At 56.1% G+C, this 25,393-nt stretch carries 25 protein-coding genes; 9 read left to right on the top strand and 16 right to left on the bottom strand.

Annotated features, from left to right (window positions below):
• The first annotated feature begins 11 nt into the window (after positions 1 to 11).
• The 5 genes from ACP3PW_RS01985 (at position 12) to ACP3PW_RS01965 (ending at position 7,027) form a co-directional block, all read left to right on the top strand.
• On the top strand, positions 12 to 515 hold the full coding sequence (locus ACP3PW_RS01985; protein WP_426414980.1) for a pilus assembly FimT family protein: 504 nt from the start codon (positions 12 to 14) through the stop codon (positions 513 to 515).
• Entirely contained in the window at positions 512 to 994 is a 483-nt protein-coding gene (locus ACP3PW_RS01980) for a prepilin-type N-terminal cleavage/methylation domain-containing protein (protein WP_426414979.1), read from the top strand. The genes ACP3PW_RS01985 and ACP3PW_RS01980 overlap by 4 nt, the downstream gene beginning before the upstream one ends.
• On the top strand, positions 994 to 1,863 hold the full coding sequence (locus ACP3PW_RS01975) for a PulJ/GspJ family protein (RefSeq protein WP_426414978.1): 870 nt from the start codon (positions 994 to 996) through the stop codon (positions 1,861 to 1,863). Before ACP3PW_RS01980 ends, ACP3PW_RS01975 begins: the two co-directional genes overlap by 1 nt.
• Positions 1,860 to 2,270: a hypothetical protein gene (locus tag ACP3PW_RS01970; RefSeq protein WP_426414977.1), complete on the top strand. Its 411-nt coding sequence runs from the start codon at positions 1,860 to 1,862 to the stop codon at positions 2,268 to 2,270. The genes ACP3PW_RS01975 and ACP3PW_RS01970 overlap by 4 nt, the downstream gene beginning before the upstream one ends.
• Before the next feature lie 236 nt (positions 2,271 to 2,506).
• Complete coding sequence (locus tag ACP3PW_RS01965) at positions 2,507 to 7,027, top strand: DUF6701 domain-containing protein (protein WP_426414976.1); 4,521 nt, start codon at positions 2,507 to 2,509, stop codon at positions 7,025 to 7,027.
• On the opposite strand, the gene ntrC is transcribed toward ACP3PW_RS01965, so the two are convergent.
• The 4 genes from ntrC to glnA form a co-directional block, all read right to left on the bottom strand.
• On the bottom strand, positions 7,024 to 8,454 hold the full coding sequence (ntrC, locus tag ACP3PW_RS01960) for a nitrogen regulation protein NR(I) (protein WP_426414975.1): 1,431 nt from the start codon (positions 8,452 to 8,454) through the stop codon (positions 7,024 to 7,026). The genes ACP3PW_RS01965 and ntrC overlap by 4 nt on opposite strands.
• Before the next feature lie 16 nt (positions 8,455 to 8,470).
• On the bottom strand, positions 8,471 to 9,532 hold the full coding sequence (gene glnL, locus ACP3PW_RS01955) for a nitrogen regulation protein NR(II) (RefSeq protein WP_426414974.1): 1,062 nt from the start codon (positions 9,530 to 9,532) through the stop codon (positions 8,471 to 8,473).
• 216 nt (positions 9,533 to 9,748) lie between these two features.
• A complete protein-coding gene (locus ACP3PW_RS01950) occupies positions 9,749 to 10,303 on the bottom strand; it encodes a DUF4124 domain-containing protein (protein ID WP_426414973.1) in 555 nt (184 codons plus the stop codon).
• A 114-nt stretch (positions 10,304 to 10,417) separates the two neighbouring features.
• Positions 10,418 to 11,824 (bottom strand): glutamate--ammonia ligase, encoded by a 1,407-nt coding sequence (glnA, locus tag ACP3PW_RS01945; protein WP_426414972.1) that lies wholly within the window; start codon positions 11,822 to 11,824, stop codon positions 10,418 to 10,420.
• A gap of 378 nt (positions 11,825 to 12,202) precedes the next feature.
• Between glnA and thiI the strand changes: the two genes are divergently transcribed.
• The 4 genes from thiI (at position 12,203) to dtd (ending at position 17,080) form a co-directional block, all read left to right on the top strand.
• Positions 12,203 to 13,651: a tRNA uracil 4-sulfurtransferase ThiI gene (gene thiI, locus ACP3PW_RS01940; protein ID WP_426414971.1), complete on the top strand. Its 1,449-nt coding sequence runs from the start codon at positions 12,203 to 12,205 to the stop codon at positions 13,649 to 13,651.
• A gap of 83 nt (positions 13,652 to 13,734) precedes the next feature.
• Entirely contained in the window at positions 13,735 to 15,546 is a 1,812-nt protein-coding gene (gene typA, locus ACP3PW_RS01935; protein WP_426414970.1) for a translational GTPase TypA, read from the top strand.
• 108 nt (positions 15,547 to 15,654) lie between these two features.
• Complete coding sequence (gene pip, locus ACP3PW_RS01930) at positions 15,655 to 16,629, top strand: prolyl aminopeptidase (RefSeq protein ID WP_426414969.1); 975 nt, start codon at positions 15,655 to 15,657, stop codon at positions 16,627 to 16,629.
• Between the two features lie 10 nt (positions 16,630 to 16,639).
• Positions 16,640 to 17,080 (top strand): D-aminoacyl-tRNA deacylase, encoded by a 441-nt coding sequence (gene dtd, locus ACP3PW_RS01925; protein WP_426414968.1) that lies wholly within the window; start codon positions 16,640 to 16,642, stop codon positions 17,078 to 17,080.
• An 8-nt stretch (positions 17,081 to 17,088) separates the two neighbouring features.
• On the opposite strand, the gene ACP3PW_RS01920 is transcribed toward dtd, so the two are convergent.
• From ACP3PW_RS01920 to hslU, 12 genes are all read right to left on the bottom strand, one after another.
• Complete coding sequence (locus tag ACP3PW_RS01920; protein ID WP_426414967.1) at positions 17,089 to 17,802, bottom strand: 16S rRNA (uracil(1498)-N(3))-methyltransferase; 714 nt, start codon at positions 17,800 to 17,802, stop codon at positions 17,089 to 17,091.
• Between the two features lie 5 nt (positions 17,803 to 17,807).
• Positions 17,808 to 18,590: a twin-arginine translocase subunit TatC gene (gene tatC / locus ACP3PW_RS01915; protein ID WP_426414966.1), complete on the bottom strand. Its 783-nt coding sequence runs from the start codon at positions 18,588 to 18,590 to the stop codon at positions 17,808 to 17,810.
• 46 nt (positions 18,591 to 18,636) lie between these two features.
• On the bottom strand, positions 18,637 to 19,050 hold the full coding sequence (gene tatB / locus ACP3PW_RS01910; RefSeq protein WP_426414965.1) for a Sec-independent protein translocase protein TatB: 414 nt from the start codon (positions 19,048 to 19,050) through the stop codon (positions 18,637 to 18,639).
• A 15-nt stretch (positions 19,051 to 19,065) separates the two neighbouring features.
• A complete protein-coding gene (gene tatA, locus ACP3PW_RS01905) occupies positions 19,066 to 19,308 on the bottom strand; it encodes a Sec-independent protein translocase subunit TatA (protein ID WP_426414964.1) in 243 nt (80 codons plus the stop codon).
• 45 nt (positions 19,309 to 19,353) lie between these two features.
• The gene (locus tag ACP3PW_RS01900) at positions 19,354 to 19,689 is read right to left on the bottom strand and encodes a histidine triad nucleotide-binding protein (protein WP_426414963.1); all 336 of its coding nucleotides are present in this window, start codon (positions 19,687 to 19,689) and stop codon (positions 19,354 to 19,356) included.
• Positions 19,689 to 20,027, bottom strand: a complete 339-nt coding sequence (locus tag ACP3PW_RS01895) for a phosphoribosyl-ATP diphosphatase (RefSeq protein ID WP_426414962.1) — start codon at positions 20,025 to 20,027, stop codon at positions 19,689 to 19,691. The genes ACP3PW_RS01900 and ACP3PW_RS01895 overlap by 1 nt, the downstream gene beginning before the upstream one ends.
• 48 nt (positions 20,028 to 20,075) lie before the next feature.
• Positions 20,076 to 20,468 carry a phosphoribosyl-AMP cyclohydrolase gene (hisI, locus tag ACP3PW_RS01890; protein ID WP_426414961.1) on the bottom strand — a complete coding sequence of 131 codons (393 nt, stop codon included), beginning with the start codon at positions 20,466 to 20,468 and terminating at the stop codon, positions 20,076 to 20,078.
• A gap of 22 nt (positions 20,469 to 20,490) precedes the next feature.
• Positions 20,491 to 22,095, bottom strand: coding sequence for a ubiquinone biosynthesis regulatory protein kinase UbiB (gene ubiB / locus ACP3PW_RS01885; protein WP_426414960.1), 1,605 nt, complete (start codon positions 22,093 to 22,095; stop codon positions 20,491 to 20,493).
• A 2-nt stretch (positions 22,096 to 22,097) separates the two neighbouring features.
• Positions 22,098 to 22,739: a ubiquinone biosynthesis accessory factor UbiJ gene (locus ACP3PW_RS01880; protein WP_426414959.1), complete on the bottom strand. Its 642-nt coding sequence runs from the start codon at positions 22,737 to 22,739 to the stop codon at positions 22,098 to 22,100.
• Between the two features lie 15 nt (positions 22,740 to 22,754).
• Entirely contained in the window at positions 22,755 to 23,510 is a 756-nt protein-coding gene (ubiE, locus tag ACP3PW_RS01875; RefSeq protein ID WP_426414958.1) for a bifunctional demethylmenaquinone methyltransferase/2-methoxy-6-polyprenyl-1,4-benzoquinol methylase UbiE, read from the bottom strand.
• Between the two features lie 82 nt (positions 23,511 to 23,592).
• Complete coding sequence (locus ACP3PW_RS01870; RefSeq protein WP_426414957.1) at positions 23,593 to 23,985, bottom strand: gamma-butyrobetaine hydroxylase-like domain-containing protein; 393 nt, start codon at positions 23,983 to 23,985, stop codon at positions 23,593 to 23,595.
• Positions 23,986 to 24,052: 67 nt separating this feature from the next.
• Positions 24,053 to 25,384, bottom strand: coding sequence for an ATP-dependent protease ATPase subunit HslU (hslU, locus tag ACP3PW_RS01865; protein WP_426414956.1), 1,332 nt, complete (start codon positions 25,382 to 25,384; stop codon positions 24,053 to 24,055).
• Positions 25,385 to 25,393: the final 9 nt, after the last annotated feature.

The following is a 25,393-nucleotide window of genomic DNA, read 5'->3' as shown; positions in this document are numbered from 1 at the left end:
GGGTTGCTCCTATGAACTGCCAGGCGGAGCGCTTGCTGGGCTCCCGGCATTCTGCGGGCTATACCCTGATCGAACTCACGATGGTGATCGTGATTCTGGGCGTGGTGGCGGCAATTGCCCTACCGCGCTTTTTTACGCCCGGCGTTTACGAACAGCGATTTTTTGCCGATGACCTCCTGTCCGGTCTACGCTATGGCCAGAAGCTGGCGTTGGCCTCTGGGTGCCGGGTGCAGGTAAGCGTCAGTGGGGCCGGGTTCTCCCTGCGCAAGGACACCAACTGCCTGGCCGGGGGCGCACCGAGCTATCCGGTGGCCAGCAACGTGACCCACCCCTCAACCTACGACGCGTTTACCAATACCAACCCTGACGGGGTGGCGGTGACGGCGGCGACCTTAGAGTTCACCAGTACGGGCGGACTCACCAGTTGTGTGACCGGGGATGAATCCATCAGTGTGGGCAGTGGCGCAGATCAGCGTACCCTGCGGGTCGATTGCGCCACAGGTTTTTCGCGATGAACCGTCTTGGGCGCCAGCGAGGGCTGACTCTTATCGAGCTGGTGATGAGTATTGTCATCGGAGGCATTGCTGCGGCCGCTATCCTTGGCGCGATGGCCGCTATCGGCGGGCGTAACGCAGATCCTATGCTGCGCCAGCAAGCTCAGGCGATCGCCGCGGCTTATATGGACGAGATCTACCTGCAACCCTTTGTTGACCCCTCGTTGGCTCCTGCGGCCAATCCCTGCGCGGGTCCTCCTGCCGGCAGCCGAGCGCTGTTTAATAATGTGTGCGACTACGACGGGCTGGTCGATAACGGAGCCGTCGATGCCAACGGCAACCCGATTCCTGCTCTGGGGTTCTACAGGGTAGCGGTGACGATAGCCCGTAATACCCCCTGGCAGGGAGTCGCGGGCAACGATGTGTTGCGCATCGATGTTCAGGTGACCACCCCGGACGGGCTGGCGGTACTGCTCTCCGGCTACAGGACGCGTTACTAATGGGTATTGGGAGGTGTCAATCGGCGCGGGGATTCACCCTGATTGAGATGGTGATGGTGATCGCCCTCAGCGGTGCGGTACTGGCGCTGGTCTCTTCTATAATGAGCCGCCCCATGGAGCACTATGTTGATACGGCGCGCCGAGCAGAGCTGGTGGACGTAGCAGAGTCGGCGCTGCGCATCATGGCCCGGGATATCCGTAACGCGCTACCCAACAGTTTGCGGGTCAGCGGCGCAACCGCATTGGAGATGGTAAATGTGGTCGGTGGCGCACGTTATCGTGCCGATCTCGATGGGGTCGGAGGGGGCGATATTCTGGATTTTTCCACCGCGGATGGCAGTTTCGATATTCTGGGCACGCTGTCGGTGCCGGCTGGAGGTCGTCTGGTAGTTTATAACGTAGGCGCTGAAGATGGAGGAGGCTCACCTTTAGCGGGTGCTAACGTGTACGCCAACCCTAGCCTGGGCCCGCTGCCTGTGGCGGGAAGTCATGTCATCTCCCCTTTGGGTGCAGCGGTTAGCGGCGGAGCCACGGTTACCATCAATCCACCCTTTCAGTTCGCTTTTCCCTCCCCCCAGCGGCGTATCTATGTAGTCGACCAGCCCATCAGTTACCTTTGTGAGGGGGGTCAGATCACCCGTTACTGGGGCTATGGTCTGCAGTCGCTTCAGCCTGTTGCGGGAGCCGCGCCGCCACTATCGACAGCCAATAACGCGTTGTTGACCCAGCATGTAACCGCCTGCAGTTTTACCTACGACGCGGGATTAAGTAATCAGGGGCGAGGCTTACTGACACTTTCACTGAGTCTCTCCCTGGGCGGAGAGACGATTTCGTTGTTACACCAGGTGCACGTGGATAATTCGCCATGATGACTATACGCCGACAGAGTGGTTTCTCACTGGTAGCGATGATGTTTTTGATCGTGATTGTGGCGTTGGCAATCTCTTTTATGGCGCGCTTGATGGGAGTTCAGTCGGCGACGGCGGATCTTGGGCTGCTCAGTTCCCGGGCCTTTCAGGCGGCGCGAGCGGGTATTGAGTACCAGGCCCATCAGGTACTGGATGGAAATAGTTGTGCCAATAGCAACCTGATTCTGAATGCCGACGGACTGAGCGGATTCAGTGTGCAGAGCCAATGTATTTTGCAGGGAACCTATCAGGAAGGTGTTCAGCAGGTGAGGGTATTCCGTATTGTGTCGGAAGCGAGCTACGCTAATTACAACAACTCTCCGGACTATGTTTATCGACAAATTGAAGCAATTATTACCCGGGATTAATAATGAGAAACGCAAGGCCGCCCTACATAGTATTGCCAAATAGCCGCTGGTTTTTGCTGTGCCTATGGCTGTTGTCCGCGATGGTTTGGGGTGCGGATCTGCGTCAGGTATTGTCTGGTACAGCCACCAGTAACGGCAATGGTACGATAACTATTACGCTGCCTTCAGCGATCAATCCTTCGAAGTCATTTTTGATTTTTCAAACGGCGCACAACTCTAATAGGCCGCCGGGATCGATGCTGCGCGGGAGAATCCAAAGTGGCACAACGCTGGAGTTTGTCCGCAATACTGTTGAAACCAGTACGATGGAAATTCAGTGGTATGTTGCCGAGTTCAATAGCGGTGTTAGCGTTCAGCGGGGTGAATTATCCCAGTCGGGAACTACCAATAACGTAGCCATTCCGGTGACGGTAAATCCCGCGCAATCATTTCTGACCTGGTCGAAAACGCCAGGCAATAGTCACAGTCAATGGGGCGGGGACGACCCGGTGTCAGGGCGGGTTATCGACGGCAGTACCCTGCGCTTCTCTGCCGATCAGGGCAATGGGGTGCATACCATCTGGTGGCAGTTGGTTGAATTTACCACCCCGGGAGATGCCAGCGTGCAGCACCTGACGACGTCGATGGCTTCCAATATTCGAACGCAGAATGTTTCGATCGCAACGGTGGATCAATCTCGTAGTTTTGTTTTGCTTGGCTACAGTGCGCAGAGTGGCACTGAGCAAGAGGTGGGTGCCCGCATGCTGAGCAGTGAGTTCCAAAACAACAACTCCGTGCGCATAGAGCGTGAACTAAATGGCTCGGCGCTGGGAGAGATATCTGTACAGGTTATAGAGCTGCTGGACGGTTCCAGCGTACAGGGCGGTTTACAACAACTTGCAACGGGCGCGGCTAGCGCGCAGCCGTCGATTAGCCCGGTGGATCCTTCCCGGTCGCTGGTTTTTGCGTCGGCGCAGCCGGCCGGCGGCCAGAATATGGGGCGAACCGATTATGCTGGCGACGACATCATAGGGGTCGGTTCCGTCACTATGGCGCTGTCGGCTAATAATTTGACTATGACGCGAAGTAACACCGCTGCCGATGCCTGGATTGGATGGCATCTGGTGGAGTTTGTGGGTTCGGGCCTGCTTCCCGACCCTATAGGCCTATGGCATCTTGATGAGAGCAGCTGGAGTGGCGCCGCCGGAGAGGTGACCGATAGCAGTGGTAACGGCAATAACGGGGTGGCGCAGGGTGGTGCCAGTACCGGCGCAGCCTCCCCCAAGCCGATAGAAGGTGATCCCGGAACCTGTAGTTACGGTGATTTCGATGGCGCGAATGGCTATGTTGAGATTGCCGATGACCCACTACTCGACGCAGGCGACAGTTTTACCGTAGCGGTCTGGGTGCGCAGTGACGGATGGCCGGCATCAGAGCTGAAGACCATCGTATCCAAGGACACTAACTATGAGTTTCATGTCAATACCAGCGGTAACGTGAACTGGTGGTGGCAAACTACCGGGCCAAACGCTACCCAGCAGCTGAATTCAACCACAAGCCTCACCCCGGGTCAGTGGCATCATGTGGTGATCCGTCATGCGCCAGGGGCGCAGACAATCTTTATCGATGGCGTGCCCAGCGGTAGTGCCAACTTCGGCGGAACCCCTCTGGCCAATACCCTGCCGTTGCTGATTGGTGATGACCGCATTGCGACACGTCGCTTTAATGGCGATATCGATGAACTTCGCATCTACGATCAGGTGTTGACCAACGCCCAGGTGGTCGATGTAATGAACCTGACACACCCCTGTGGAATTCCGCTGACCCAGTGTGAGGCAAGCTTTCCCAATGCGATGCAGACTCATACCATCGGCGGTGGCAACGTCGGCCGCATCACCTTCGGCAACAACGCACAGATTACCAACCCCACCGACCGCTTTCTATTTGCCGACCAGGTTGATACTCAGGCCGATTCCTGTTTCCCGTTATCTTGTCAGCCCAACAATAGCGCGGTGGATCAGTTGGATCCGGGTGCCTTTCAACTGGGCACCCAAGTAGAAGGTAATCTGCAGGTCCCCAACAATGGTAACGATACAATTGGCTCCAGTGGTGATACCGATTACAACAATATCGATGTGAGAAACGGGGCAACGCTGAATATCAGCCCCAACCAAAATGTCTATTTTATCGATGATCTGCGCCTCAGGAACGATGCGGTATTAAACCTGGTCGAAGGAGACTACTGGGTCCGCCGCCTGAGAGTTGGTCAGCGTGCCCAAATCAATGTTGTCGGCGCAGGGAGTGCGCGCCTGTTTATAAGAGATAATGTCACTTTTGGTGATGATAGTTTGCTTAACTCCCCGGCAGCTGGGGTGGCAGGGGATCCCAGTAAGTTGCTGCTCTATGGCTATGGAAACCTGACGACCAATAGCGATGTAACATCATCGGCTATCGTCTATTCTCAGGGGCGAACGGTATTTGGCAATAACGGATTCAACTACGGAGCCGCCACGGCTAATCGACTTAATCTGAACACAGGCGGGGCTTTTACCTACGATGCTAGCGCACTGTCCAATATGGATTGGGGAGCTCTGTGCCCAGGAGTGGGGTCCGCCGTCGACCACTTTACGCTGACCCACGTTAACAGTGCCATATTTTGTGACAGTGGCGGCGTTGTTGTGACGGTCAGCGCCCGGGATCTGCTAAACGACGTAGTGGATGATTATGCCGGTGCCATCACCCTCGACACCCAAACCGGCCGCGGTGAGTGGAGCCTTGTAAGCGGGGGTGGCAGCTTTGCTAACGGTGCCCCCGACGATGGAGTGGCCACCTATCAGTTTGTGGCTGGCGACCTTGGGGTCGCGCAGTTTAATCTGCTGTACAACGATGGAACCCCACTTCTACCCCTGCCTGCGAGCGTTACCTTACAGGTATACCAGAGCGACGATGTGGGCATTCGAGATGATGCCAGCTCCGGTTCTATCGACTTTTCCCCCGATGGCTTTACCCTGACCGCCAGCCCATTGCTGAATCCACCTGCCGCCCCCATTAACAAACTGATCCCTGTTCAGGTTTCAGCGATCGATTTTGATCTTCATATCGCCGCCTACGGTCAGACCGAAGATGACCCGCAGTGTGGTGTTATTGAATCCTATGAGGGCAGCAAAAATCTAAATTTGTGGATGACCCGGGTTAATCCCGCAGTCGGCCCTATAGTTGTTACCCGAGGGGGGGCGCCCTTAGGCGACGGTGAGGGGGCGGCCACTGTCCATGGCATCAACTTCAATCAGGGACAGGCGACCCTGGCAGGGTTGAACTACAAGGATGTGGGAGAGCTTAGGGTTGGAGCCAGTGAGGGAATCCTGCCAATACGAGGGGAGAGCGAAAGCTTTGTGGTGCGGCCGTACGAGCTGAGGCTGACTCAGGTTGCCGAAACTGCCAGCCTGACTAATACCAACCCTTCGCCACAGCCACCCACCCCGGTGTCGGCGACTGATACCCGCTTTATCGCCGCAGGTGACCCCCTGACCCTTGAGGTCGAATCCCTTGATGCAGAGGGTGATGTGACCCCGAGCTTTGGTGCTGAAGGAGAAACTGTAGGCTTTGATACGGCGCTGCTGCAGCCGTCTGGCGGTATCGATCCGGGCTTGGTAGACCTTAGTGGATCTATCGCTGGCGGTGTCTACACAGGTCAGCAGCGCTGGGACGAAGTCGGTTCGCTGTCATTGCGGCCTCGCGTGCTCGATGGGGATTACCTTGGCATCGGTACCATCGATACTGCGGCGATTCTTCGCACGGCGGTTGCCGTGGGACGTTTTATCCCCGCGTACTTTGATGTCAGCGCTAATGTCCCCCTGTTGAGGAACGGGGAGCCGGGGTGGTCCTGTGCGTTTACTTATCAGGGGCAGCCGTTCGGCTTCGCCACCGATCCCGAGTTGACGGTGACGGGGTACAGTCGTGTGAATACGGTGACGCAAAATTATGGCAATGACCTGTGGAAACTTTCCGGCTCGCTGGCAGCACGAAGCTATTCCGATGAGGCGGGACAGGGAGGAGACCTGCAGGTAGATAGTAGCGGGGCGACGGTTACACTGGCAGGGGACAATAATCTGGATGGATTGGCAATCCTGACGATAAGCGATGAATTGCTAAGCTACGATAAACTGTCTATAAGACCCACCGCCAACGACATCCCCTTTTCGGCGCAATTGTCACTGGATCTGGCGGCGACTGATTTAACCGATAGTGATGCCGTCTGTTATCGCGGAGTGGGGGGCGCCAGCGCCAGCTGTGAAGCCTACAGTCTAAGTGGTATCACCGGCACCCAGATTCGGTTCGGTCGCCTGCTGATTGAACCCGGGTTTGGTCCTGAGGTGTTGCCGTTGAATCTTCCCGTGACCGTACAGCAGTGGGATCAGGTGGTGGGCCAGTTTGGGTTTGTCACCAATGCCAGTGACAGTTGCACGGTGCTCTCGGTGCCACCGGTGGTGGATGCATTTGATATTGAGTTGACCGATTACAGCGGTAACCTGGACGCCGGGGAAACCACGCCCCTATGGGCCGGGTTCGTTGCGGGGACGGGTGCACTTAATCTGAGTGCGCCAGGGGTTGGTAATGAAGGCTCTGTCCGAGTGACGCTGCAGGCCCCCGTGGCGAACGACTGGCTACTGTACGACTGGTTTACGCTGGGAGCGCCTGCCAGTCCTGGCGCCACGGCAACCTTTGGTGTATTTCGTGGAGAGCAGCCCATGATCTATCGTCGCGAGGTATACCGTTAGAGGTCGTTGTCGCTGAGTTCCATATCGGCGCCATTCATTCCCAGCTCCTTGATTTTACGCGTCAGGGTGTTACGTCCCCAGCCCAGCAATAGTGCCGCATCTCGGCGTCGGCCGGCGGTATGGCTGAGTGCGACATCGATCATGATGCGTTCGAAGCTGGGAACGGCGCTGTCGAGTAGAGCGCTGTGACCTTTGGTAAGCTCCTGGTCTGCCCAGTTACGCAGCGCCTGCTCCCAGTTGCTGGTTGTAGTCGGCAGTTCTCCCTGTTCGGTCAATTCGGGGGGGAGGTCGGAAACCAGTACTTCGCGACCGGATGCCATGACGGTGATCCAGCGACAGGTATTTTCCAGCTGGCGTACATTGCCAGGCCATGCAAGATTGCGCAGGTACTCCTCGGTTTCGGGTTTCAGAAGCTTGGGCTCTACGGCCAACTCCTTTGCGGCCCGATTAAGAAAGTGGCGCATGAGTGGCGGTATGTCCTCGCGTCGATCGCTCAGTTTGGGTATGTGAACACGTATCACATTGAGCCGATGGAACAGATCCTCCCGAAAACTCCCCTCCTTAACCAGTGTCTCAAGAACCTGATGGGTTGCGGCGATAATTCGAACATCCACCTTAACCGGGGTGTGCCCTCCTACCCGATAGAACTCTCCGTCGGCCAACACGCGTAGCAAGCGGGTCTGGGTTTCAGCGGGCATATCACCGATCTCATCCAAAAAAAGCGTGCCCCCGTCCGCTTGCTCGAAACGCCCCTGGCGCTGCCCGGCGGCCCCTGTGAATGATCCCTTTTCATGCCCGAAAAGTTCGGATTCCATCAAGTCTTTGGGAATGGCAGCCATGTTGAGTGCGATGAAGGGGTTGTCTCTTCGCGGGCTGTGGCGATGTAGAGCGTGGGCGACCAGCTCCTTGCCGGTGCCGGATTCGCCATTAATCAGCACCGTGATATTGGATTGCGATAACCGGCCGATTGCACGAAACACCTCCTGCATGGCGGGTGCTTCACCGATAATTTCGGGGGTCTCCATGGCGTTGGGTTCGGCGAGCTGCGCCTGGTTTTCGCGGGCATGACTGAGGGCGCGCTTGACAAGGCTGGTGGCTTCGTCGACATCGAAAGGCTTGGGCAGGTATTCAAATGCCCCCCCCTGGTAGGAGGCAACGGCGCTATCGAGATCCGAGTGGGCGGTCATGATAATGACCGGTAGTTCCGGAAACTGTTCCTTGATCTGAGAGAGGAGTGTCAGGCCGTCGATACCCGGCATGCTGATGTCGCTAATGATCACCTCTGGCTGAACTTGGGAGATCTTTTGCAGTACCTGGTCCCCGCTTTCAAAGCTGGAGGTGGTAATCGCTTCCTGCTGCAGTGCTTTTTCGAGCACCCAGCGTATGGAGCGGTCGTCGTCAATAATCCATACGTTGCTTTGGTTCATGTTCCGCTCCGGGAATCTAACAGGAAAGGGGAAGGTAAATGGTAAAACAGGTGTTGCCAGGCACGGATTCGCACTCCAGTACGCCTTGATGGCGGGCAATAATGGAGTGGGCAATACTAAGCCCCAGGCCCGTACCCTCGGCTCGACCGCTGATCATGGGATAGAATATTTGATCCTTGATGGCTGCGGGGACTCCCGGGCCGTTGTCGATCAGATCGATGCGTACCACCAGCCGGTGGCGATGATTGCCGATAGTCAGCTGTCGCTGGGTGCGTGTTCGTATCGTCAGGATGCCGGAGGTCAAGCCCTCGGCTCCGGACTCCATCGCTTGCATCCCATTGCGTGCGATATTGAGCAGGACTTGCATCAACTGCTCGCGATCTGCGCTGACATCGGGGATGCTGGGGTCATAATCCCGCTCTATGGCCAGAGCGCCTTGCGCTTCGGCATTGACTAGTTGGCACACCCGCTCCAATAGCTCATGGATGTTGAGATCCAGCAGGTTGGGTGGCTTAACGGGTCCGAGCATCTTGTCCACCAGGTTGCTGAGACGATCAGCCTCCTCGATGATGACGTTGGTATAATCTTGCTGCTCGGGGCCATCGAGTTCGCGGGCCAGCAATTGGGCCGCGCCGCGAATACCTCCGAGGGGGTTTTTGATTTCGTGGGCTAGACCTCTCACCAGGATGCGGGTGGTCTCCTGCTTGGAGTGCATCTCCTCTTCACGACTAAGGCGTTTGAGGCGATCCCTTGGTAGTAACTCAAGAATAAGATGGGTACTCGAGTCGGTGAGGGGGGTGACCACGTAGTCCACTTCGAGTTGTGCGCCGGTATGGAGATACAAAGTAGCTTCCCACTTTGTGAAGGGGTTGCCGTCACGGAGCGCTTGAAGCAGGGCGTCGGTGGCAGAGGGGTTTTCTACAAAGAGGTCAGACAGGGGTTGGCCGTGCAGGCGGTTGTCACTGGCTTCCATCAGGGCTTCGGCGGCGGGATTCATGTAGATGATGCAGAGGCGGTCATCAAGCACTACGACAGAGGTCGACAGGTTTTCTAAAAGTTGTTGATGAAGGCCGGACATGAATCCTCGGGTAAAACAGCAGAGAGTCGCAGCTTAACTGCAAAAGGTGAGCCAAAATGTACCACGCGCCCCTTTTTGATCCTCTGTCCCAGAGACTCCCTATGGGGTGGGGCTCCAGAATGAGGCAAAGGCGGTTACCGATAAATGAGTATAGGGGGCAAAAACAAAAGGCGCACCAGTTTGGTGCGCCTTCTTTTTGGGTTGCCTTCTAGTGGGTCAGTTGGCGGGGGTAGCGCGGGGGGTACCCAGGTTTGCGCGATGGACAAATACCTCAACACGACTGCTGATGAGCGTCTTGCCTTTGCGATCTACAACCTGAACCTCAAGCGTGTGCGCTCCTCGATCGATGTTTGTCAGGGCAAATGACAGGCTCTTTTGGCGCTTGTCGAACGGGTTTCCGTCGATCAGCAGGCGTGCGCTATCACTTTCGCGCATCTCAGGGTCGGTGGCGGCGACCACCTGAAAGTCTCCGGCTCCACGGATGGTTTCTCCGGGTTCAGGAGATAGAATTTGTAGCGAGGTGTAGCTGAACTCCTGGGAGGGTGTCTCGCTGTCATCCGGCTCGGAATCGTCCGGTAAAGGTTTGACTGCCGGTGGGGATACGGTCGTCATCGGTTTCAGCTTAACCGCTTCGGAAGCCTGCCCTTCTGGCGGGTTGTCGGTAAATGTGACATTGCCTGCTGGGTCCACCGTGCGGTAGATCTGGGCACCCATGGTCGGGGTGCTGGTCAGTGCCCCAACCGTTATCAGGACGAAAAGTCGCTTAATCATCTACAAGCCTCCATTGCTCTATCATTTGAGTATAAGCTATTCCTGCCGGAAACAAAAAAGCCCCGCAGGGCGGGGCTTTGGTGGGGGCGGGAAGACCCGCTCCGATGGCAAGTATTAGACGCTGTAGTACAGATCAAACTCAACCGGGTGAGTGGTCTGGCTAACGCGCACGCACTCGTCATTTTTCAGGGCGATGTAACCGTCGATCATATCGTCGGTGAATACTCCGCCAGCGGTCAGGAATTCACGATCTGCGTCCAGCGCGGCCAGGGCTTCTTCGAAGCTGGTGGCTACGGTTGGGATCTCGGCAGCCTCTTCGGCTGGCAGGTCGTAGAGGTCCTTATCGGCAGCATCGCCGGGGTGAAGTTTGTTCTTGATGCCGTCAAGGCCCGCCATCAGCAGGGCCGCGAACGTCAGGTAAGGGTTACCTGTCGGGTCAGGGAAGCGAACTTCGATGCGACGCGCCTTGGGGCTGTTCACGTAGGGGATACGGATAGAAGCGGAGCGGTTACGGGCGGAGTAAGCCAGCATAACAGGAGCTTCGAAGCCAGGAACCAGACGCTTGTAGGAGTTGGTAGACGCGTTCGCGAAGGCGTTGATCGCCTTGGCGTGCTTGATTACGCCGCCGATGTAGTAAAGGGCGGTATCGGACAGGCCAGCATAGCCGTCGCCAGAGAAGGTGTTGTCACCGTTCTTGGAGATGGACATGTGAACGTGCATGCCGCTGCCGTTATCGCCGACCAATGGCTTGGGCATAAAGGTAGCCGTTTTGCCGTAGGCGTGGGCAACGTTGTGTACGCAGTACTTAAGGACCTGAACCTCGTCAGCCTTCTTCACCAGGGTGTTGAACTTGACGCCGATCTCATTCTGGCCAGCAGTACCGACCTCGTGGTGGTGTACTTCAACCTCAAGACCCATGGCCGTCATGGCGTTGCACATAGCGCCGCGCAGGTCGTGCATGGAGTCGACAGGAGGTACGGGGAAGTAGCCGCCCTTAACGCCCGGACGGTGACCGGTGTTGCCGCCTTCAAACTGGGCGTTGGAGGCCCAGGCAGCTTCTTCGGAATTGATCTCGTAAGAGCAGCCGGAGATGTCGAATTTCCACTTTACGTCGTCGAATACGAAAAACTCGGGCTCGGGACCGAAGAATGCGGTATCGCCGATGCCGGTAGATTTCAAATACTCTTCTGCGCGGTTAGCAACAGAGCGTGGATCGCGTTCGTAGCCCTGCATAGTCGAAGGTTCAACGATGTTGCAGCGAACAATCAGGGTGCTCTCGTCGGTAAAGGGATCCATAACAGAGGCGCTGTCTTCAGGCATCAGGATCATGTCAGACTCGTTAATGCCTTTCCAGCCCGCGATGGATGAACCATCGAACATCTTGCCCTCTTCGAAGAAGTCGTCGTTAACTTCGCCGACGGGGATAGTGACGTGCTGCTCTTTACCGCTGCTGTCGGTGAATCGTAGGTCGATCCACTTAACATCGTTATCTTTAATCAGTTTCAGAGTGTTCTCTGACATCTCGTTTCCTCCAAAAGGGCATTAAGTGTGGTGGTGTAGCCCACCATTTACGCTGATCTGTCCGTTGCCAGGTTGGTGACGATGCAGAACCAAAATCGTGACCCAAGATAAAGCAAGGTGTGTGCCACTGTATAAAACCACCTCCAGAGAGCTGAAATAGGGGGCTCCGTAGAGATAGCTTTGGCGCACCTCGGCCATAAAGGCACCAAATCAGTGCTGTAATCTTGGTTGCCGCACCAATTTGGTGCTTTTGGGTTGAGGCATGCCTCGGGATGGGGAGAAATCTTTACAGATGAATCCTTCCAGAAGCAGTGCCGAGTCTACCCGCTTTTTGTATAATGTACCGCCTTATTTTTTCCCCCTCAGATGACCCGTCGAATGAAATTTATCGTTAAGCTGTTTCCCGAGATCACTATCAAGAGTAAGCCGGTGCGTACTCAGTTTGTGAAGAAGTTGCGCCGCAATATACGTACGTTGCTCAAAGTGATCGACCCCGGTGTCGAGGTGCAGGGTGTTTGGGATCGGGTTGAGGTTGTGCCGTCAAGCGAGGATGAAGCCCTTTGCGCGCAGCTCATCGAGCGTCTAATGAGTACGCCGGGCATTGCCCATGTACTGGAGGTCAGTCAGCATCCGTTTGAAACCCTACACGATCTGTTCGAGGTGACCCTGGCCGAAGTCGGTGACTCTCTCGCGGGCAAGACTTTCTGTGTGCGGGCCAGTCGAACGGGTAATCATGAGTTCACATCCCATGAGGCGGAGAAATATGTCGGCGGTGGGTTAAATCAGCACGCCGACTCCCTGGGGGTTCGTTTAAAAGATCCCGATGTTACGGTGCGGCTAGAGATCCGCAACAAGACTCTGTCGGTGGTGCGTCGTCGACACGAGGGTTTGGGCGGTTTTCCCCTGGGTACCCAGGACCCGGTGTTGTCGTTGATCTCCGGGGGCTTCGATTCCACGGTCTCAAGCTTTCTTATGACCAAGCGGGGAATCAATACCCACTTCTGCTTCTTTAACTTGGGCGGCAAGGCTCATGAGGTAGGGGTGAAGGAGGTCGCGTACTATCTGTGGAATAAATTTGGCTCTTCCCACCGGGTAATGTTTGTGTCGGTTCCGTTTGAAGAGGTGGTGGCCGAAATCCTTACCAAGGTGGATAACTCGCAGATGGGGGTGATTCTCAAGCGCATGATGCTGCGAGCCGCCAGTGAGATTGCCCGCGAGATGAAGATAGAGGCGCTGGTCACCGGAGAGGCGGTCGCCCAGGTATCCAGCCAGACGTTACCCAATCTGGCGGTTATTGATGCGGTAACGGATACCTTGGTGTTGCGTCCGCTTATTGCGATGGATAAGCAGGATATTATCAATATCTCCCGGCGTATCGGCACCGAAGAGTTTTCCAGCCATATACCCGAATACTGCGGAGTGATATCGGTTAACCCAACCACCAGGGCGCGTAAGCACCGGGTTGAGCGGGAGGAGGAGCGCTTCGATATGGCGGTTCTGGAGCGCGCCATCAAAAGTCGTGAAGCCGTGCCGATTAACCATATCGTCGGTCAGCAGGAGCAGCAGCGCGCAGTGGAAACCCAGCAGGTCAGTAGTGGTGACGTGGTTATCGATATTCGCCACCCTGACGAGCAGGAGCTGAAGCCGCTGCAGCTCGATGGGGTAGAGGTGATTCATCTGCCCTTTTATACCCTACACAGTCGCTTTGGCGAGCTGGAGAGTGGTCGTCAGTACCTGCTGTACTGCGAAAAAGGGGTGATGAGTCAGCTGCACGCCATGCATCTGCGGGGCGAAGGTTTTGCCGATGTCAGGGTTTATCGTCCCTGAGGTTGGCTAGAAGTTAATGCAATCCGTGCATTTGTGCGGCGCTGCTGTATAATTCGCGCTCTTTTTTCGTTGAGGTCTCGATCGTGATCGAAAAGTTACGCAACATTGCCATCATTGCCCATGTCGACCATGGTAAAACCACTTTGGTGGACAAGCTGCTACAGCAATCCGGCACGCTGGAGCGCCGCGATCAGGGCGTCGAGCGCGTCATGGACTCCAATGATCAGGAGAAGGAGCGCGGTATTACCATTCTCGCCAAAAACACGGCGATAGAGTGGGAGGATTACCACATCAACATCGTAGACACTCCCGGGCACGCCGACTTTGGTGGTGAGGTGGAGCGTGTGATGTCGATGGTTGACTCCGTTTTGCTGTTGGTTGATGCGGTTGACGGGCCAATGCCCCAGACCCGTTTTGTGACCCAAAAAGCGTTTGAGCGTGGCCTTAAGCCGATCGTTGTCATCAATAAGGTTGACCGTCCAGGCGCCCGTCCTGACTGGGTTATGGATGAAGTTTTCGAGCTATTCGATAGGTTGGGCGCGAGTGATGAACAGCTCGATTTTCCGGTTATTTATGCTTCTGCGCTGAACGGCGTTGCCGGTGATGATCCCGACAACCTGGCGGAAGATATGACGCCTTTGCTGCAGATGATTTGTGACAAGGTTCCTGCACCGGATGTCAGTGTCGAGGGCGCCCTGCAGATGCAGATCTCGGCGTTGGATTACAACAGTTACGTCGGAGTTATCGGGGTCGGCCGTTTGACCCGTGGTACCGTCAAGCCCGGTACCCAGGTGGTTGTGGTCGACGCCGAAGGCAAGACTCGTAAGTCAAAAATTTTGAATGTTATGGGTTATATGGGGTTGGAACGAGTCGACACACTGGAAGCTCGTGCGGGCGATATCATCTGCATCACAGGAATCGATAAGCTCAATATATCGGACACTATTTGCCATCCGGACCACCCCGAGGCACTGCCGCCACTTACCGTTGATGAGCCGACAGTGAGCATGACCTTCCAGGTCAACGACTCTCCGTTTGCGGGCCAGGATGGCAAGTTTGTCACCTCGCGTAATATCAGCGAGCGTCTTGAGCGCGAGTTGATTCATAACGTTGCGCTGCGCGTCCAGCCTGGTGATACACCGGATAAGTTCAAAGTGTCCGGTCGTGGTGAATTGCATCTGTCGGTATTGATTGAAACCATGCGTCGTGAAGGCTTCGAGATGGGGGTTTCCCGTCCGGAAGTGGTTCAGAAAGAGGTGGATGGTGTTATTCAGGAGCCCTTTGAGCATGTCGTAATCGATGTTGAAGAGGCGCACCAGGGTTCTATCATGGAAGAGATGGGGTTACGCAAAGCCGAGATGACCAACATGGAGCCCGATGGAAAGGGGCGCGTTAAGCTCGAGTTTATCGTTCCTGCACGGGGTTTGATCGGCTTCCGCGGATTATTCCTGACCTTGACCTCCGGTTCCGGAATTATGACCAGCATCTTCGATCACTATGGTGAGGTGAAAGACGGAGAGCTCGCATCCCGTCAGAACGGTGTGCTGGTCAGTATGCTCAAAGGTAAAACGGCGGCCTATGCGCTGTTTAACCTGCAGAGCCGTGGCCGCTTGTTCCTTGGTCATGCGGTGGATGTTTATGAGGGACAAATCATTGGGCTGCACTCGCGTAGTAATGACCTCGCGGTTAACCCGATCAAGGGTAAGCAGCTGACCAACGTGCGTGCTTCGGGCACGGATGAAGCTCTGACCCTGAGCCCTCCTGTAACCCACACACTTGAGCAGGCGCTGGAGTTTATCGAAGATGATGAGCTGGTCGAAGTGACGCCCAATCATATTCGTCTGCGCAAGAAATTGCTGACCGAAAATGAGCGTAAGCGCGCTTCCCGCGGCTAGGTTCTAATAAGCGCTTTGTAATAGGCTCGGATCAACGCCTCGCAGCTTTCACTGCGGGGCGTTTCAGGGTAGTGTTAGGGCAGCCCGGTAGCTTGCTAAGGATGCGCTATGTTTACCCTCTATCCCGCGATAAAACCCCGTGAACGATACACCCTTAAGGTGGACTCGCCCCATGAACTTTATGTGGAGGAGAGCGGGAGCCCGGATGGCATTCCTGTGTTGTATGTACACGGCGGGCCTGGCATGGCCTGCGATAAGCACAGCCGCCGTTTCTTTGATCCGGAGATCTATCGGATAATCCTGTTTGACCAGCGTGGAACCGGTCGTTCAACACCTCACGCGGAGCTGGATGGTAACGATACCTTGGCCATGGTTGAGGATATCGAGCGAGTGCGCGAGTTCATGGGCGTCGAGAAATGGGTGCTGTTTGGTGGTGCCTGGGGCGCGACACTGAGTTTGCTGTATGCCCAGCGCTACGCAGAGCGAGTTCTGGGTATGGTGTTGCGGGGCGCTCTGTTATGCCGTGATAAGGATATACGTTGGATCTTTCAGGAGGGGGCCAGCCGTATATTCCCGGACTATTGGCAGGACTTTTGTGATCACGTCCCTGCGGAGGAGCGTGATGACCTGTTGAAGGCTTATTATCGCCGCTTGACGGGTCCCGACGATCTGGCGCGTATGAGTGCAGCCAAGGCGTGGGCTCAGTGGGAGGGACGCTGCGCCTCCCTGCGGCCCAATCAGAATTTGCTCGATACCTATGCAGACCCCCATCGTGCGAAATCGATGGCGCGGATGCAGTGTCACTATTTTATTAATCGCGGCTTCATCGAAGAAAATCAAATTCTCGACAACATGGATGTGATCAGCGAGATACCCTCGATCCTGGTGCATGGTCGTTACGACATGATCAGTCCGCTGGACAACGCTTTCGAACTGCAAAGCCGCTGGACCCGGGCGGACCTGCACATCGTTCGCGATGCGGGGCACTCCTCGATGGAGCCCAGTATCTCCGATGCATTGATCCGGGCGACAGACGAGATGGCCAGACGCTTACGCCCTGAACTGCGTCCCAGCGAAGGATAAGCTGGCCGCCATGAAGGCTTTGATTCAGCGAGTGTCTAGCGCGAGTGTGTCGGTGGCCGGCGAGTCCGTCGGGGCTATCAATGGGGGTCTGTTGGTTTTGCTCGGGGTGGAGCGGAATGACACGGCGGAGATCGCCGAGCGCCTGCTTGACCGCCTGCTGCGCTATCGGGTCTTTTCCGATGCAGAGGGCCGAATGAACCTGAGTCTTGCCGATACGGGTGGCGGGTTGCTGCTGGTGTCCCAGTTTACCCTGGTGGCCGATACCCGTAAGGGGCTGCGCCCCGGTTTTAGTGGTGCGGCCACACCCGAGCTGGGCAAGGCGCTTTACGAACATATGTTGCAAAAGGCTCATAGCTCCCATCCGCAGGTGGCGTCAGGACGGTTTGGTGCCGATATGCAGGTGAGTCTGCTTAACGACGGGCCGGTGACCTTTCTGCTGGAGATGAATTGATCCCTGCTTTAAAAATCGTCCAATAGCTTCCCGACGATCAGGGGGATCGCATTTTCGACTCGCTGGATTCTTGGGCCGATGTGAAATCCGCCAAAGCCTGCCTGCTGTAATTTTTCTACCTCATAGGGAATAAATCCACCTTCGGGCCCAATGGCGAGCAGACTCTCCTGTTCGAGCCGGTGGGGTGCTGGCTGGTTGCTTCCAGGGTGCGCGACCAGACAGCGCTTGCCTGCGGCCAGTAAGGGTAGCCGATCTTCGACAAAGGGCTTGAAGCGTTTTTCCAGGGTAATGGTGGGTAGCCGGGTGTCCCTTGCCTGCTCCAGCCCCAGTATCAATTGCTGGTGGATCGCTTCGGCTGACAGCCAGGGAGATTGCCAGTAGCTTTTTTCGACGCGGTAGCTGTTTAGCAAAACCACGTGCTTGATGCCCAGCGTGGTAACGCATTGCAGCACTCGTTTGAGCATTTTGGGGCGAGGTAGTGCCAGTAACAGGCTGAGGGGTAAGGGTTTGGGAGGGGGGTGGTCGAGGTCAAGTTGGAGCTCGGCGACCTCGTCGCTGAGCGCAGTGATAACTCCGGTCCCCATCAATCCGTTGATTTCCCCAACCCGCAGCTGGTCGCCCTCTGTCGCACGGTGTACCTGACGAATATGTTGTAAGCGGCGCCCGCTAACCTGTACGCGGTTACCCTGCCGTTCGTCGGCAGATACCAAAATCAGGTTCATGGCGCTTAGGGGGTGGCTTCTTTGGCCTCCTCCTCCTCTTCATCGTCGTCTTTTTTGGGGAGCAAGCGTCCGAACAGGATGCCGATTTCAAACAGGAACCACATGGGTAGCGCCAGCAGTGCCTGAGAGATAACGTCGGGAGGGGTCAGGAGCATACCCAGAATGAAGCAGCCGACTACCACGTAGGGGCGTTTCTGACCAAGGCTTTGTACTGTAGAGGCGCCGGACCAGATCAGCAGAACCGTTGCGATGGGGATCTCGAATGCAATCCCGAATGCGAAGAATAGTTTGAGTACGAAGTCCAGGTAGCGGTTGATATCGGTCATGATGGTGACATCGGACGGGCCAATACTGGTAAAAAAGCCGAACACCAGTGGGAACACAATGTAATAGGCGAACGCTATTCCGGCGTAAAATAGCATGACGCTGGAGAACAGCATGGGGATAGCGATCCGCTTCTCGTGCTGGTAGAGGCCGGGAGCAATAAAGCTCCAGACCTGATGCAGGATGAAGGGGATTGCAAGAAAGATCGACAACACGATGGTGAGCTTAAACGGGGTCAGGAAGGGGGACGCGACTTCGGTCGCGATCATGGTGGACCCTTCCGGTAGAAAAGCGCGCAGCGGCTCGGAGACGAACGTGTAGATCTCGTTGGCGAAGTAGAACAGGCCAAGAAATACCACCAGCACGGCCATCACGCATCGTAGTATGCGATCCCGCAGTTCGACCAGGTGAGAGATCAAAGGTTGTTCGGCGGTGCTTTTTGCGCCGCTATTGGTATCACTCATGGTTGTTAGGCTATCCGGCTATGCGCATGCAGGCTTCCATTAAGCCTCAAGCGTTACTCTGGTTGGCGTCGGGCTTGGCTGGAGGCTCGCTCGTCGCGTCGTTGGCAACGGTTGAGTCACTGTCGGCCTTCGCCTTGGCCTGATAGGGATTGATATCGGTATCAAGGCGTTCGTGATGCAGGGTGCGGTTGATATCCTGCTGGGCCTTTTTAATGTCCCCTTGCAGTTCGCGCCCGGTTTCGCCCAGGTCCTTGAGTACCGACTCGTTGTGCAGTTGGCGCCGAATTTCATCGGCGCCAACCTCGCGTTCGATTTCGCTCTTAACCGAGGCAAATCCACGCTTGAGTCGGCCTATCCACAATGCGATGGTGCGCACTGCGGTGGGCAGTCGTTCGGGACCAAGCACCAGCAGGGCTACGATCCCGATAATCAACAGTTCTGCAAAGCCGATATCAAACACGTCGCGTTATCCCGCTTAGGCTTTCTTGTCTTCCGCTTTTTCTGCGGTCTCACTCTGGGCTGCCTGGGCAGTAGTCTCTGGCGTCTTGGGCTCTTCCAGCTGCTTGGCTTCCTCTTCGGGGCTCATCGCCTTTTTGAAACCTTTAATGGCTCCGCCCAGGTCGCCGCCGATATTGCGCAACTTCTTGGTACCGAAAAGCATGACCACAATCACCAAAATGATAAGCAGCTGCCAGATACTGATTCCACCAAATCCCATAATTTCTCTCCCGAATGGTTTTTACTGTGTCGTTATTGTTGGTATTTAAAGGGAGTGCAGCGAACCGCCCCCCAGAAGATGGAAATGGAGGTGAAACACCTCCTGTCCGCCGTCGTGCCCGGTGTTGGTTACGGTGCGGAAGCCGCTTCCCAAGCCTTGTTGGCGGGCTATTTTGGGTAGCGTGAGCAGGATGCGCGCCATCAGGTCAGCGTCCTCCTTGCGTAGATCGTACAGGTTCTCGATATGCTTGTGCGGAATAACCAGCAGGTGCACCGGTGCCTTTGGTGAGATATCGCGAAACGCAATACAGTCGTCATCCTTATAGACAACATCGGCGGGAATCTCACCGCGGCTTATTTTGCAAAATAGACAGTCACTCATTATTCTTTTCCTGTGCGCGCAGCTTTCTCGTCCAGTCCGGAGAGGTCAAAGCGCCGTTCCAGCTCCTGCAGTATTGCGTCGGGCCCAAGGCCTAGATGCGATAACATAACCAATGAATGAAACCATAGATCGGCGGTTTCGTACACTAGGTCTTTGGTCTGACCGCTTATCTCGGCGTCTTTAGCTGCAAGCAGGGTTTCAGTTGCTTCTTCGCCGACTTTCTCAAGAATCTTATTGAGGCCTTTTGCGTGCAGGCTGGCAACGTAGGAGCTATCCGCGGCGGCGTGCTTGCGTTGTTCCAGCACCTCGGCGAGGGCGGAGAGTATGTCGTTGCTCATCGGATCAAACTGCTCGTATGGTTGGCTACCGGATGGAACCCGGCCCCGTTAATAGATATCTTGCGGGTCTTTTAATATCGGGGCAACTACTTTCCATATTGGTTGCTCCCCGCTACTGTCCAGCTGTCGGTAAAAGCAGCTGCGTCGCCCCGTATGGCAGGCAATATCCCCGAGTTGCTCCACCTCGAGCAGTACTACATCGGCATCACAATCCAGGCGTATCTGCTTTAGTTGCTGGATATGCCCGGAACTTTCACCCTTGCGCCAGATCGCTTGGCGTGAGCGCGACCAGTAGATAGCTCGCTGCTCTAGTCGCGTGAGCTGGAGAGCTTCCCGATTCATCCAGGCGACCATCAGCACCTCGCCAGTGGCGTGATCCTGGGCAATGGCGGGCACCAATCCATTGTTGTCCCATTTAATCTGTTCTATCCAGTCGTTCATTCTATCCTCGTCGGAGCTGCGGCTACTTGACCGCTATCAAATAGATGCCGATTGCTGCTAGCGCGATGCTTTGCCAGCCAGCGCCCTCTCCGAGCAGGTGGGGCAGCTCTGGGGTGGCGCTTATAAAAGCGCTTGCAAGGGCGGCCGTTCCCAGCACAACCGTGGGCCAACGGCGTTTTTTGGCGGCAACCTGCTGAGGCTTGCGGATCTCTCGGTTGCGCTCCTGTAGCAGGTTAAACACCAGCTGCGGTATGTGCGGGGCTTGCTCGATCCACTCCGGTGCCTGCTCGCGCAATGCTCGCAGCACGCCACGGGGGCCGATGCGCTGTTTCATCCAGCGTTCAAGGTAGGGATGGGCGGTTTGCCAAAGATCAAGCTGGGGATAAAGTTGGCGTCCCAGACCCTCGATATTAAGTAATGTTTTTTCGAGCAGTACCAGCTGCGGTTGGACCTCCATATCAAAGCGGCGGGCGGTCTGGAACAGCTTTAGCAGCAGTTGTCCGAAGGAGATCTGATCCAGGGGTTTGGCAAAAATGGGTTCGCAAACGCTGCGGATAGCGGCCTCAAGCTCATTAACCCGGGTGTCGGCGGGGACCCAGCCTGAATCGATATGCAGTTGCGCCACGCGACGGTAATCTTGCTGGAAAAATGCCAGCAAGTTGCGAGCCAGATAGCTTTGGTCGTCCGGATTAAGGGAGCCGACGATGCCAAAGTCCAGAGCGATATAGCGGGGTTTTTTGGGGTCGGCAATATCAACAAAAATATTACCCGGGTGCATATCGGCATGGAAAAATGCGTCTCGGAACACCTGGGTAAAGAAGATCTCAACGCCATACTCGGCGAGGGTTTTCATGTCGATGCCCAGCTCGCGTAAGCGATCAACCTCGCCAATAGGGACGCCGTAGATGCGCTCCAGGGTTAGTACGCGCTGGCCGCAGTAGGACCAGTGTACTTCCGGCACATAGAGCTGCTCAGAGCCTTCGAAGTTGCGGCGTAAGACGGAGGCGTTGGCCGCTTCGCGCTGCATGTCGAGCTCGTCCATGATGGTGTGTTCATAGTCAGACACCACTTCGACGGGGCGTAAGCGGCGGCCATCGGCGGAGAGGCGGCTGATGACCTGTGCGATCAGGTAGAGTAACTTCAGGTCCTGGCGAATAACGCCCTCAATATCGGGCCGTACTACTTTGATCACGACCTCTTCGCCGCTATGGAGTTGTGCGCTATGGACCTGAGCAACCGATGCGGACGCCAGCTCTTCGACATCGAAGCGGGCAAAGAGGCTGTCGATGGGTTGTCCCAGGTCCTGCTCGATGATGCGCTGGGCTTCGCTGGTGCAAAACGGGGGTACCTGATCCTGCAGTTTTACCAGCTCATCGGCGATGTCGTCGGGAAGCAGGTCGCGACGAGTGGAGAGCAGTTGGCCAAATTTAACGAATATGGGACCCAGCTCTTCCAGCGCAAGACGCAGGCGTTCGCCTCGACTAAGTTCACTGCTGCTAAAACGCCAGGGTGAGATCGCGCGCAACAGCCGCAGGTACCAGGGAAGTTGGATTCCCTGCAGGAGGTCGTCAAGACGATAACGGCCAATAACCCAGAGAATACGAATCAGACGACGCAGTTGTTGCACGGTTAGTCCTGTAAAGTGTTGGTGGGGTTGAGGCGTTTTTGCAGTTGTTCGATACGAGCTTCCAGTCGGTCCAGATCGAGTTGCGTCTGCTGCAGGTCTTGGGTAAAGCATTCGACCTCGTTGGCCGAGGGTAGCAATTCCAACTCCTCTTGCAGATACTCCGAGATACTCCGTTGTAGGCTTTGGTTGCTGTTGGCAAGCCAGTTTGCTGCCCCACCCAGCCCACGTGTGATACTGTGGGCGGCTACATCACCGACGGCGGTGGCGATCAGGCCTTCGAGATCGAGCTCATAGTTCAGCGCAATCTGCTGGAGTTCGATGATTAGGGCGGCATCGCCCTCGATGCGAAACTCGCTTTCATGCAGGGTGCGGGCGGGATTATCGCTGGCTAACAGCCGCAGTAGTGAGCTGCTGCTGGAGAACAGGCTGGTGCGGGGAGGTTGTTCGTCATAGCCTAGCAGGCGCACGCCATCGCTATCGGGGTGGACGAAGCAGTCGAAGTCGAGGTCGGTTACCTGGATGTGCAGAACCCGACCCTCGAGTCGCGTCACTTTTGCGAGAGTAGGTGGGTCGCGGCGCAGTAACGCGTTAAGCGTGCTTTCCGCACTGGCCAATACAGCCATGGTGATCGTAGGATCGATCATCTAAGTCGTCCGAGGTCAGGGTTTGATGCCGCGATGCAGGGCAACAATTCCCCCGGTCATATTGTGAAAGCTGGTGCGCTCAAAGCCGGCGCTACGCATCATCTCTTCCAGGGTTTTCTGGTCGGGGTGCATGCGGATCGACTCTGCCAGGTAGCGGTAGCTTTCCGCGTCATCGGCCACGACCTTGCCGATGACCGGCAACAGGTTGAATGAGTAGGTGTCGTAGATTTTGCTCAGTACTGGGTGACTGGTCTTGGAAAACTCCAGCACCAACAGTCGGCCGCCGGGCTTTAGTACACGAAGCATGGAGCGCAGGGCTGCGTCCTTATCGGTTACATTGCGCAGGCCAAAGGCGATGGTCACGACATCAAAGCTGTTATCGGGGAAGGGTAAGCATTCAGCGTTTGCCTGAACGTACTCAACATTGCCGGCAATACCTCGATCCATAAGGCGGTCCCGGCCGACCCTGAGCATGGATTCGTTGATATCAGCCAGCACCACTTTGCCGTGCTCCCCCACCAGGCGGGAAAATTTGATGGTGAGGTCGCCGGTTCCGCCTGCAATATCAAGAACGCTGTTGCCGGCACGAACGCCACTGACCTCGATCGTGAAACGCTTCCACAGACGATGTACTCCGCCCGAGAGGAAATCGTTCATGATGTCGTACTTTTGGGCTACCGAGTGAAACACCTCGGCGACGCGATGCTCTTTTTCGGTAGTGGCAACGGTTTCGTAGCCAAAATGGGTGGTGGCGGTACTGCTCTCAGACATGACGTGGTTCCATACCGGTACGGATAAACGAACCGGTTATTCTAGCGGTGTCGGCGGGTGTTGTCTCCTGCGGGGGGGCGGGTTAGCCCATTATTTTGACTACGCTCAAGTCTGGGTCGCGGCTTGCTCCCGCTTGATCGAGTCGGTCAAGGTAGTGTTGCCAGTGCAGGTCATGGTTTTCACCCAAGTCTCGCAGGTAGTTCCAGTCGTAGAGCCCTGAATCGTGGCCGTCGTCGAATACGAGTTTGAGCGCATAGTTGCCAACCGGTACCAGCTCCTTGAGATTGACATTGATTTTGCCTGTCTGCAGCGTCTCCTGTCCCTCGCCATGGCCACGGACCTCCGCAGAGGGTGAATGAACCCGCAGGTATTCACAGCTCAATTCGAAGCGACTGCCGTCGCCATAGGTCAGTTCCAGAATGCGGGATTTTCGGTGCAGTTTGATATCGACGGGAATATTGGCGGGATGGGTCATGGAGGCTCTCGTGGGGATCGATGGCAAAGGCAGCCCGTAGGCTGCCTCTCATACTAGCGCGCTAAGGCTAGAGAATGTAGCGACTGAGGTCTTCGTCCTGCGCCAGTTCACCCAGGTATTTGTCCACATAGGCCGCATCGACACTGATCGCCTCGCCGGTACTGCCGACATCGGCCGCGCTAAAGGATAGCTCCTCCAGCAGGCGCTCCATTACAGTATGCAAACGGCGTGCACCAATGTTTTCGGTGCTTTCGTTAACCTGCCAGGCGACCTCGGCGATGCGGTTAATGCCGCTTTCGGTGAAGCTCAGGGGCACTCCTTCAGTGTTCATCAGCGCCTGGTACTGTTCGGTAAGAGAAAAATCGGGCTCGGTCAGGATGCGCTCGAAGTCGCCGGTGGAGAGCGCGTTTAGCTCAACCCGGATCGGCAGGCGCCCCTGCAGTTCCGGAATCAGGTCCGAGGGTTTGGCCAGGTGAAACGCACCGGAGGCCACAAACAGAATGTGGTCGGTCTTTATCATGCCGAATTTTGTGTTGACCGTGCAGCCCTCGATAAGGGGCAATAGATCGCGCTGTACTCCCTCCCGGGAGACATCGGCGCTAGCACCCGTTGAGCGTTTGGCGACCTTGTCGATCTCATCGATAAAGACGATACCGTTTTGCTCGACGGCGTCCAGTGCGCGTCCCTTGAGCTCCTCTTCGTTGACCAGCTTGGCGGCCTCCTCATCCCGCACCTGCTTGAGGGCATCCTTGATCTTGAGCTTACGGGTTTTACTGCGGCCCTGATTGAGGTTGGAGAACATGTTTTGCAGCTGGCTGGTCATCTCCTCCATGCCGGGGGGCGCCATGATCTCTACCCCTGGCTTGCTTTCGTGCAACTCGAGCTCGATCTCTTTCTCATCCAGTTCGCCCTCCCGTAGCTTTTTACGAAATAGCTGGCGGGTTGATGAGTCGGCTGGTTTGGCGCTCTCGTCGAAATCCCGTGCTGGGGGCAGCAGTGCATCGAGAATACGCTCCTCGGCGGCATCCTCGGCGTGATGCTGGACTTTATGGATCTCCTCCTCGCGCATCATTTTGATGGAAGCATCCATCAAATCGCGAATGATTGAATCCACGTCGCGGCCTACGTAGCCCACCTCGGTAAATTTGGTGGCTTCGACTTTGATAAAGGGCGCTTTGGCCAGGCGCGCGAGGCGGCGGGCGATCTCGGTTTTACCTACCCCGGTGGGGCCGATCATGAGGATGTTCTTGGGTGTGATCTCAATGCGCTGGTCCGCGTTGAGCTGCATGCGGCGCCAGCGGTTACGCAGGGCTATTGCTACCGCGCGCTTGGCATCGGCCTGGCCAATGATGTGCTTGTCCAGTTCGTGGACGATTTCACGGGGGGTCATATTGGACATGGTGGGGTT

This window comes from Aestuariirhabdus sp. LZHN29 (assembly GCF_049985285.1).
Taxonomy (GTDB): domain Bacteria; phylum Pseudomonadota; class Gammaproteobacteria; order Pseudomonadales; family Aestuariirhabdaceae; genus Aestuariirhabdus.
Note: the sequence above shows the minus strand (reverse complement) of the source record. Positions and strands in the feature narration are given on the sequence as shown.

Excerpts from the sequence above, each read along its gene's own strand:
- dtd (WP_426414968.1), top strand. The coding sequence starts at position 16,640 with ATGAAGGCTTTGATTCAGCGAGTGTCTAGCGCGAGTGTGTCGGTGGCC.
- pip (WP_426414969.1), top strand. The coding sequence starts at position 15,655 with ATGTTTACCCTCTATCCCGCGATAAAACCCCGTGAACGATACACCCTT.
- ubiE (WP_426414958.1), bottom strand. The coding sequence starts at position 23,510 with ATGTCTGAGAGCAGTACCGCCACCACCCATTTTGGCTACGAAACCGTT.
- ACP3PW_RS01880 (WP_426414959.1), bottom strand. The coding sequence starts at position 22,739 with ATGATCGATCCTACGATCACCATGGCTGTATTGGCCAGTGCGGAAAGC.
- ACP3PW_RS01980 (WP_426414979.1), top strand. The coding sequence starts at position 512 with ATGAACCGTCTTGGGCGCCAGCGAGGGCTGACTCTTATCGAGCTGGTG.
- hslU (WP_426414956.1), bottom strand. The coding sequence starts at position 25,384 with ATGTCCAATATGACCCCCCGTGAAATCGTCCACGAACTGGACAAGCAC.
- ACP3PW_RS01900 (WP_426414963.1), bottom strand. The coding sequence starts at position 19,689 with ATGAGTGACTGTCTATTTTGCAAAATAAGCCGCGGTGAGATTCCCGCC.
- thiI (WP_426414971.1), top strand. The coding sequence starts at position 12,203 with ATGAAATTTATCGTTAAGCTGTTTCCCGAGATCACTATCAAGAGTAAG.
- tatC (WP_426414966.1), bottom strand. The coding sequence starts at position 18,590 with ATGAGTGATACCAATAGCGGCGCAAAAAGCACCGCCGAACAACCTTTG.
- ACP3PW_RS01895 (WP_426414962.1), bottom strand. The coding sequence starts at position 20,027 with ATGAGCAACGACATACTCTCCGCCCTCGCCGAGGTGCTGGAACAACGC.
- hisI (WP_426414961.1), bottom strand. The coding sequence starts at position 20,468 with ATGAACGACTGGATAGAACAGATTAAATGGGACAACAATGGATTGGTG.
- ACP3PW_RS01965 (WP_426414976.1), top strand. The coding sequence starts at position 2,507 with ATGCTGCGCGGGAGAATCCAAAGTGGCACAACGCTGGAGTTTGTCCGC.
- ACP3PW_RS01920 (WP_426414967.1), bottom strand. The coding sequence starts at position 17,802 with ATGAACCTGATTTTGGTATCTGCCGACGAACGGCAGGGTAACCGCGTA.
- ACP3PW_RS01870 (WP_426414957.1), bottom strand. The coding sequence starts at position 23,985 with ATGACCCATCCCGCCAATATTCCCGTCGATATCAAACTGCACCGAAAA.
- ACP3PW_RS01950 (WP_426414973.1), bottom strand. The coding sequence starts at position 10,303 with ATGATTAAGCGACTTTTCGTCCTGATAACGGTTGGGGCACTGACCAGC.
- ACP3PW_RS01975 (WP_426414978.1), top strand. The coding sequence starts at position 994 with ATGGGTATTGGGAGGTGTCAATCGGCGCGGGGATTCACCCTGATTGAG.
- tatA (WP_426414964.1), bottom strand. The coding sequence starts at position 19,308 with ATGGGATTTGGTGGAATCAGTATCTGGCAGCTGCTTATCATTTTGGTG.
- ntrC (WP_426414975.1), bottom strand. The coding sequence starts at position 8,454 with ATGAACCAAAGCAACGTATGGATTATTGACGACGACCGCTCCATACGC.
- glnA (WP_426414972.1), bottom strand. The coding sequence starts at position 11,824 with ATGTCAGAGAACACTCTGAAACTGATTAAAGATAACGATGTTAAGTGG.
- ACP3PW_RS01985 (WP_426414980.1), top strand. The coding sequence starts at position 12 with ATGAACTGCCAGGCGGAGCGCTTGCTGGGCTCCCGGCATTCTGCGGGC.
- ACP3PW_RS01970 (WP_426414977.1), top strand. The coding sequence starts at position 1,860 with ATGATGACTATACGCCGACAGAGTGGTTTCTCACTGGTAGCGATGATG.
- glnL (WP_426414974.1), bottom strand. The coding sequence starts at position 9,532 with ATGTCCGGCCTTCATCAACAACTTTTAGAAAACCTGTCGACCTCTGTC.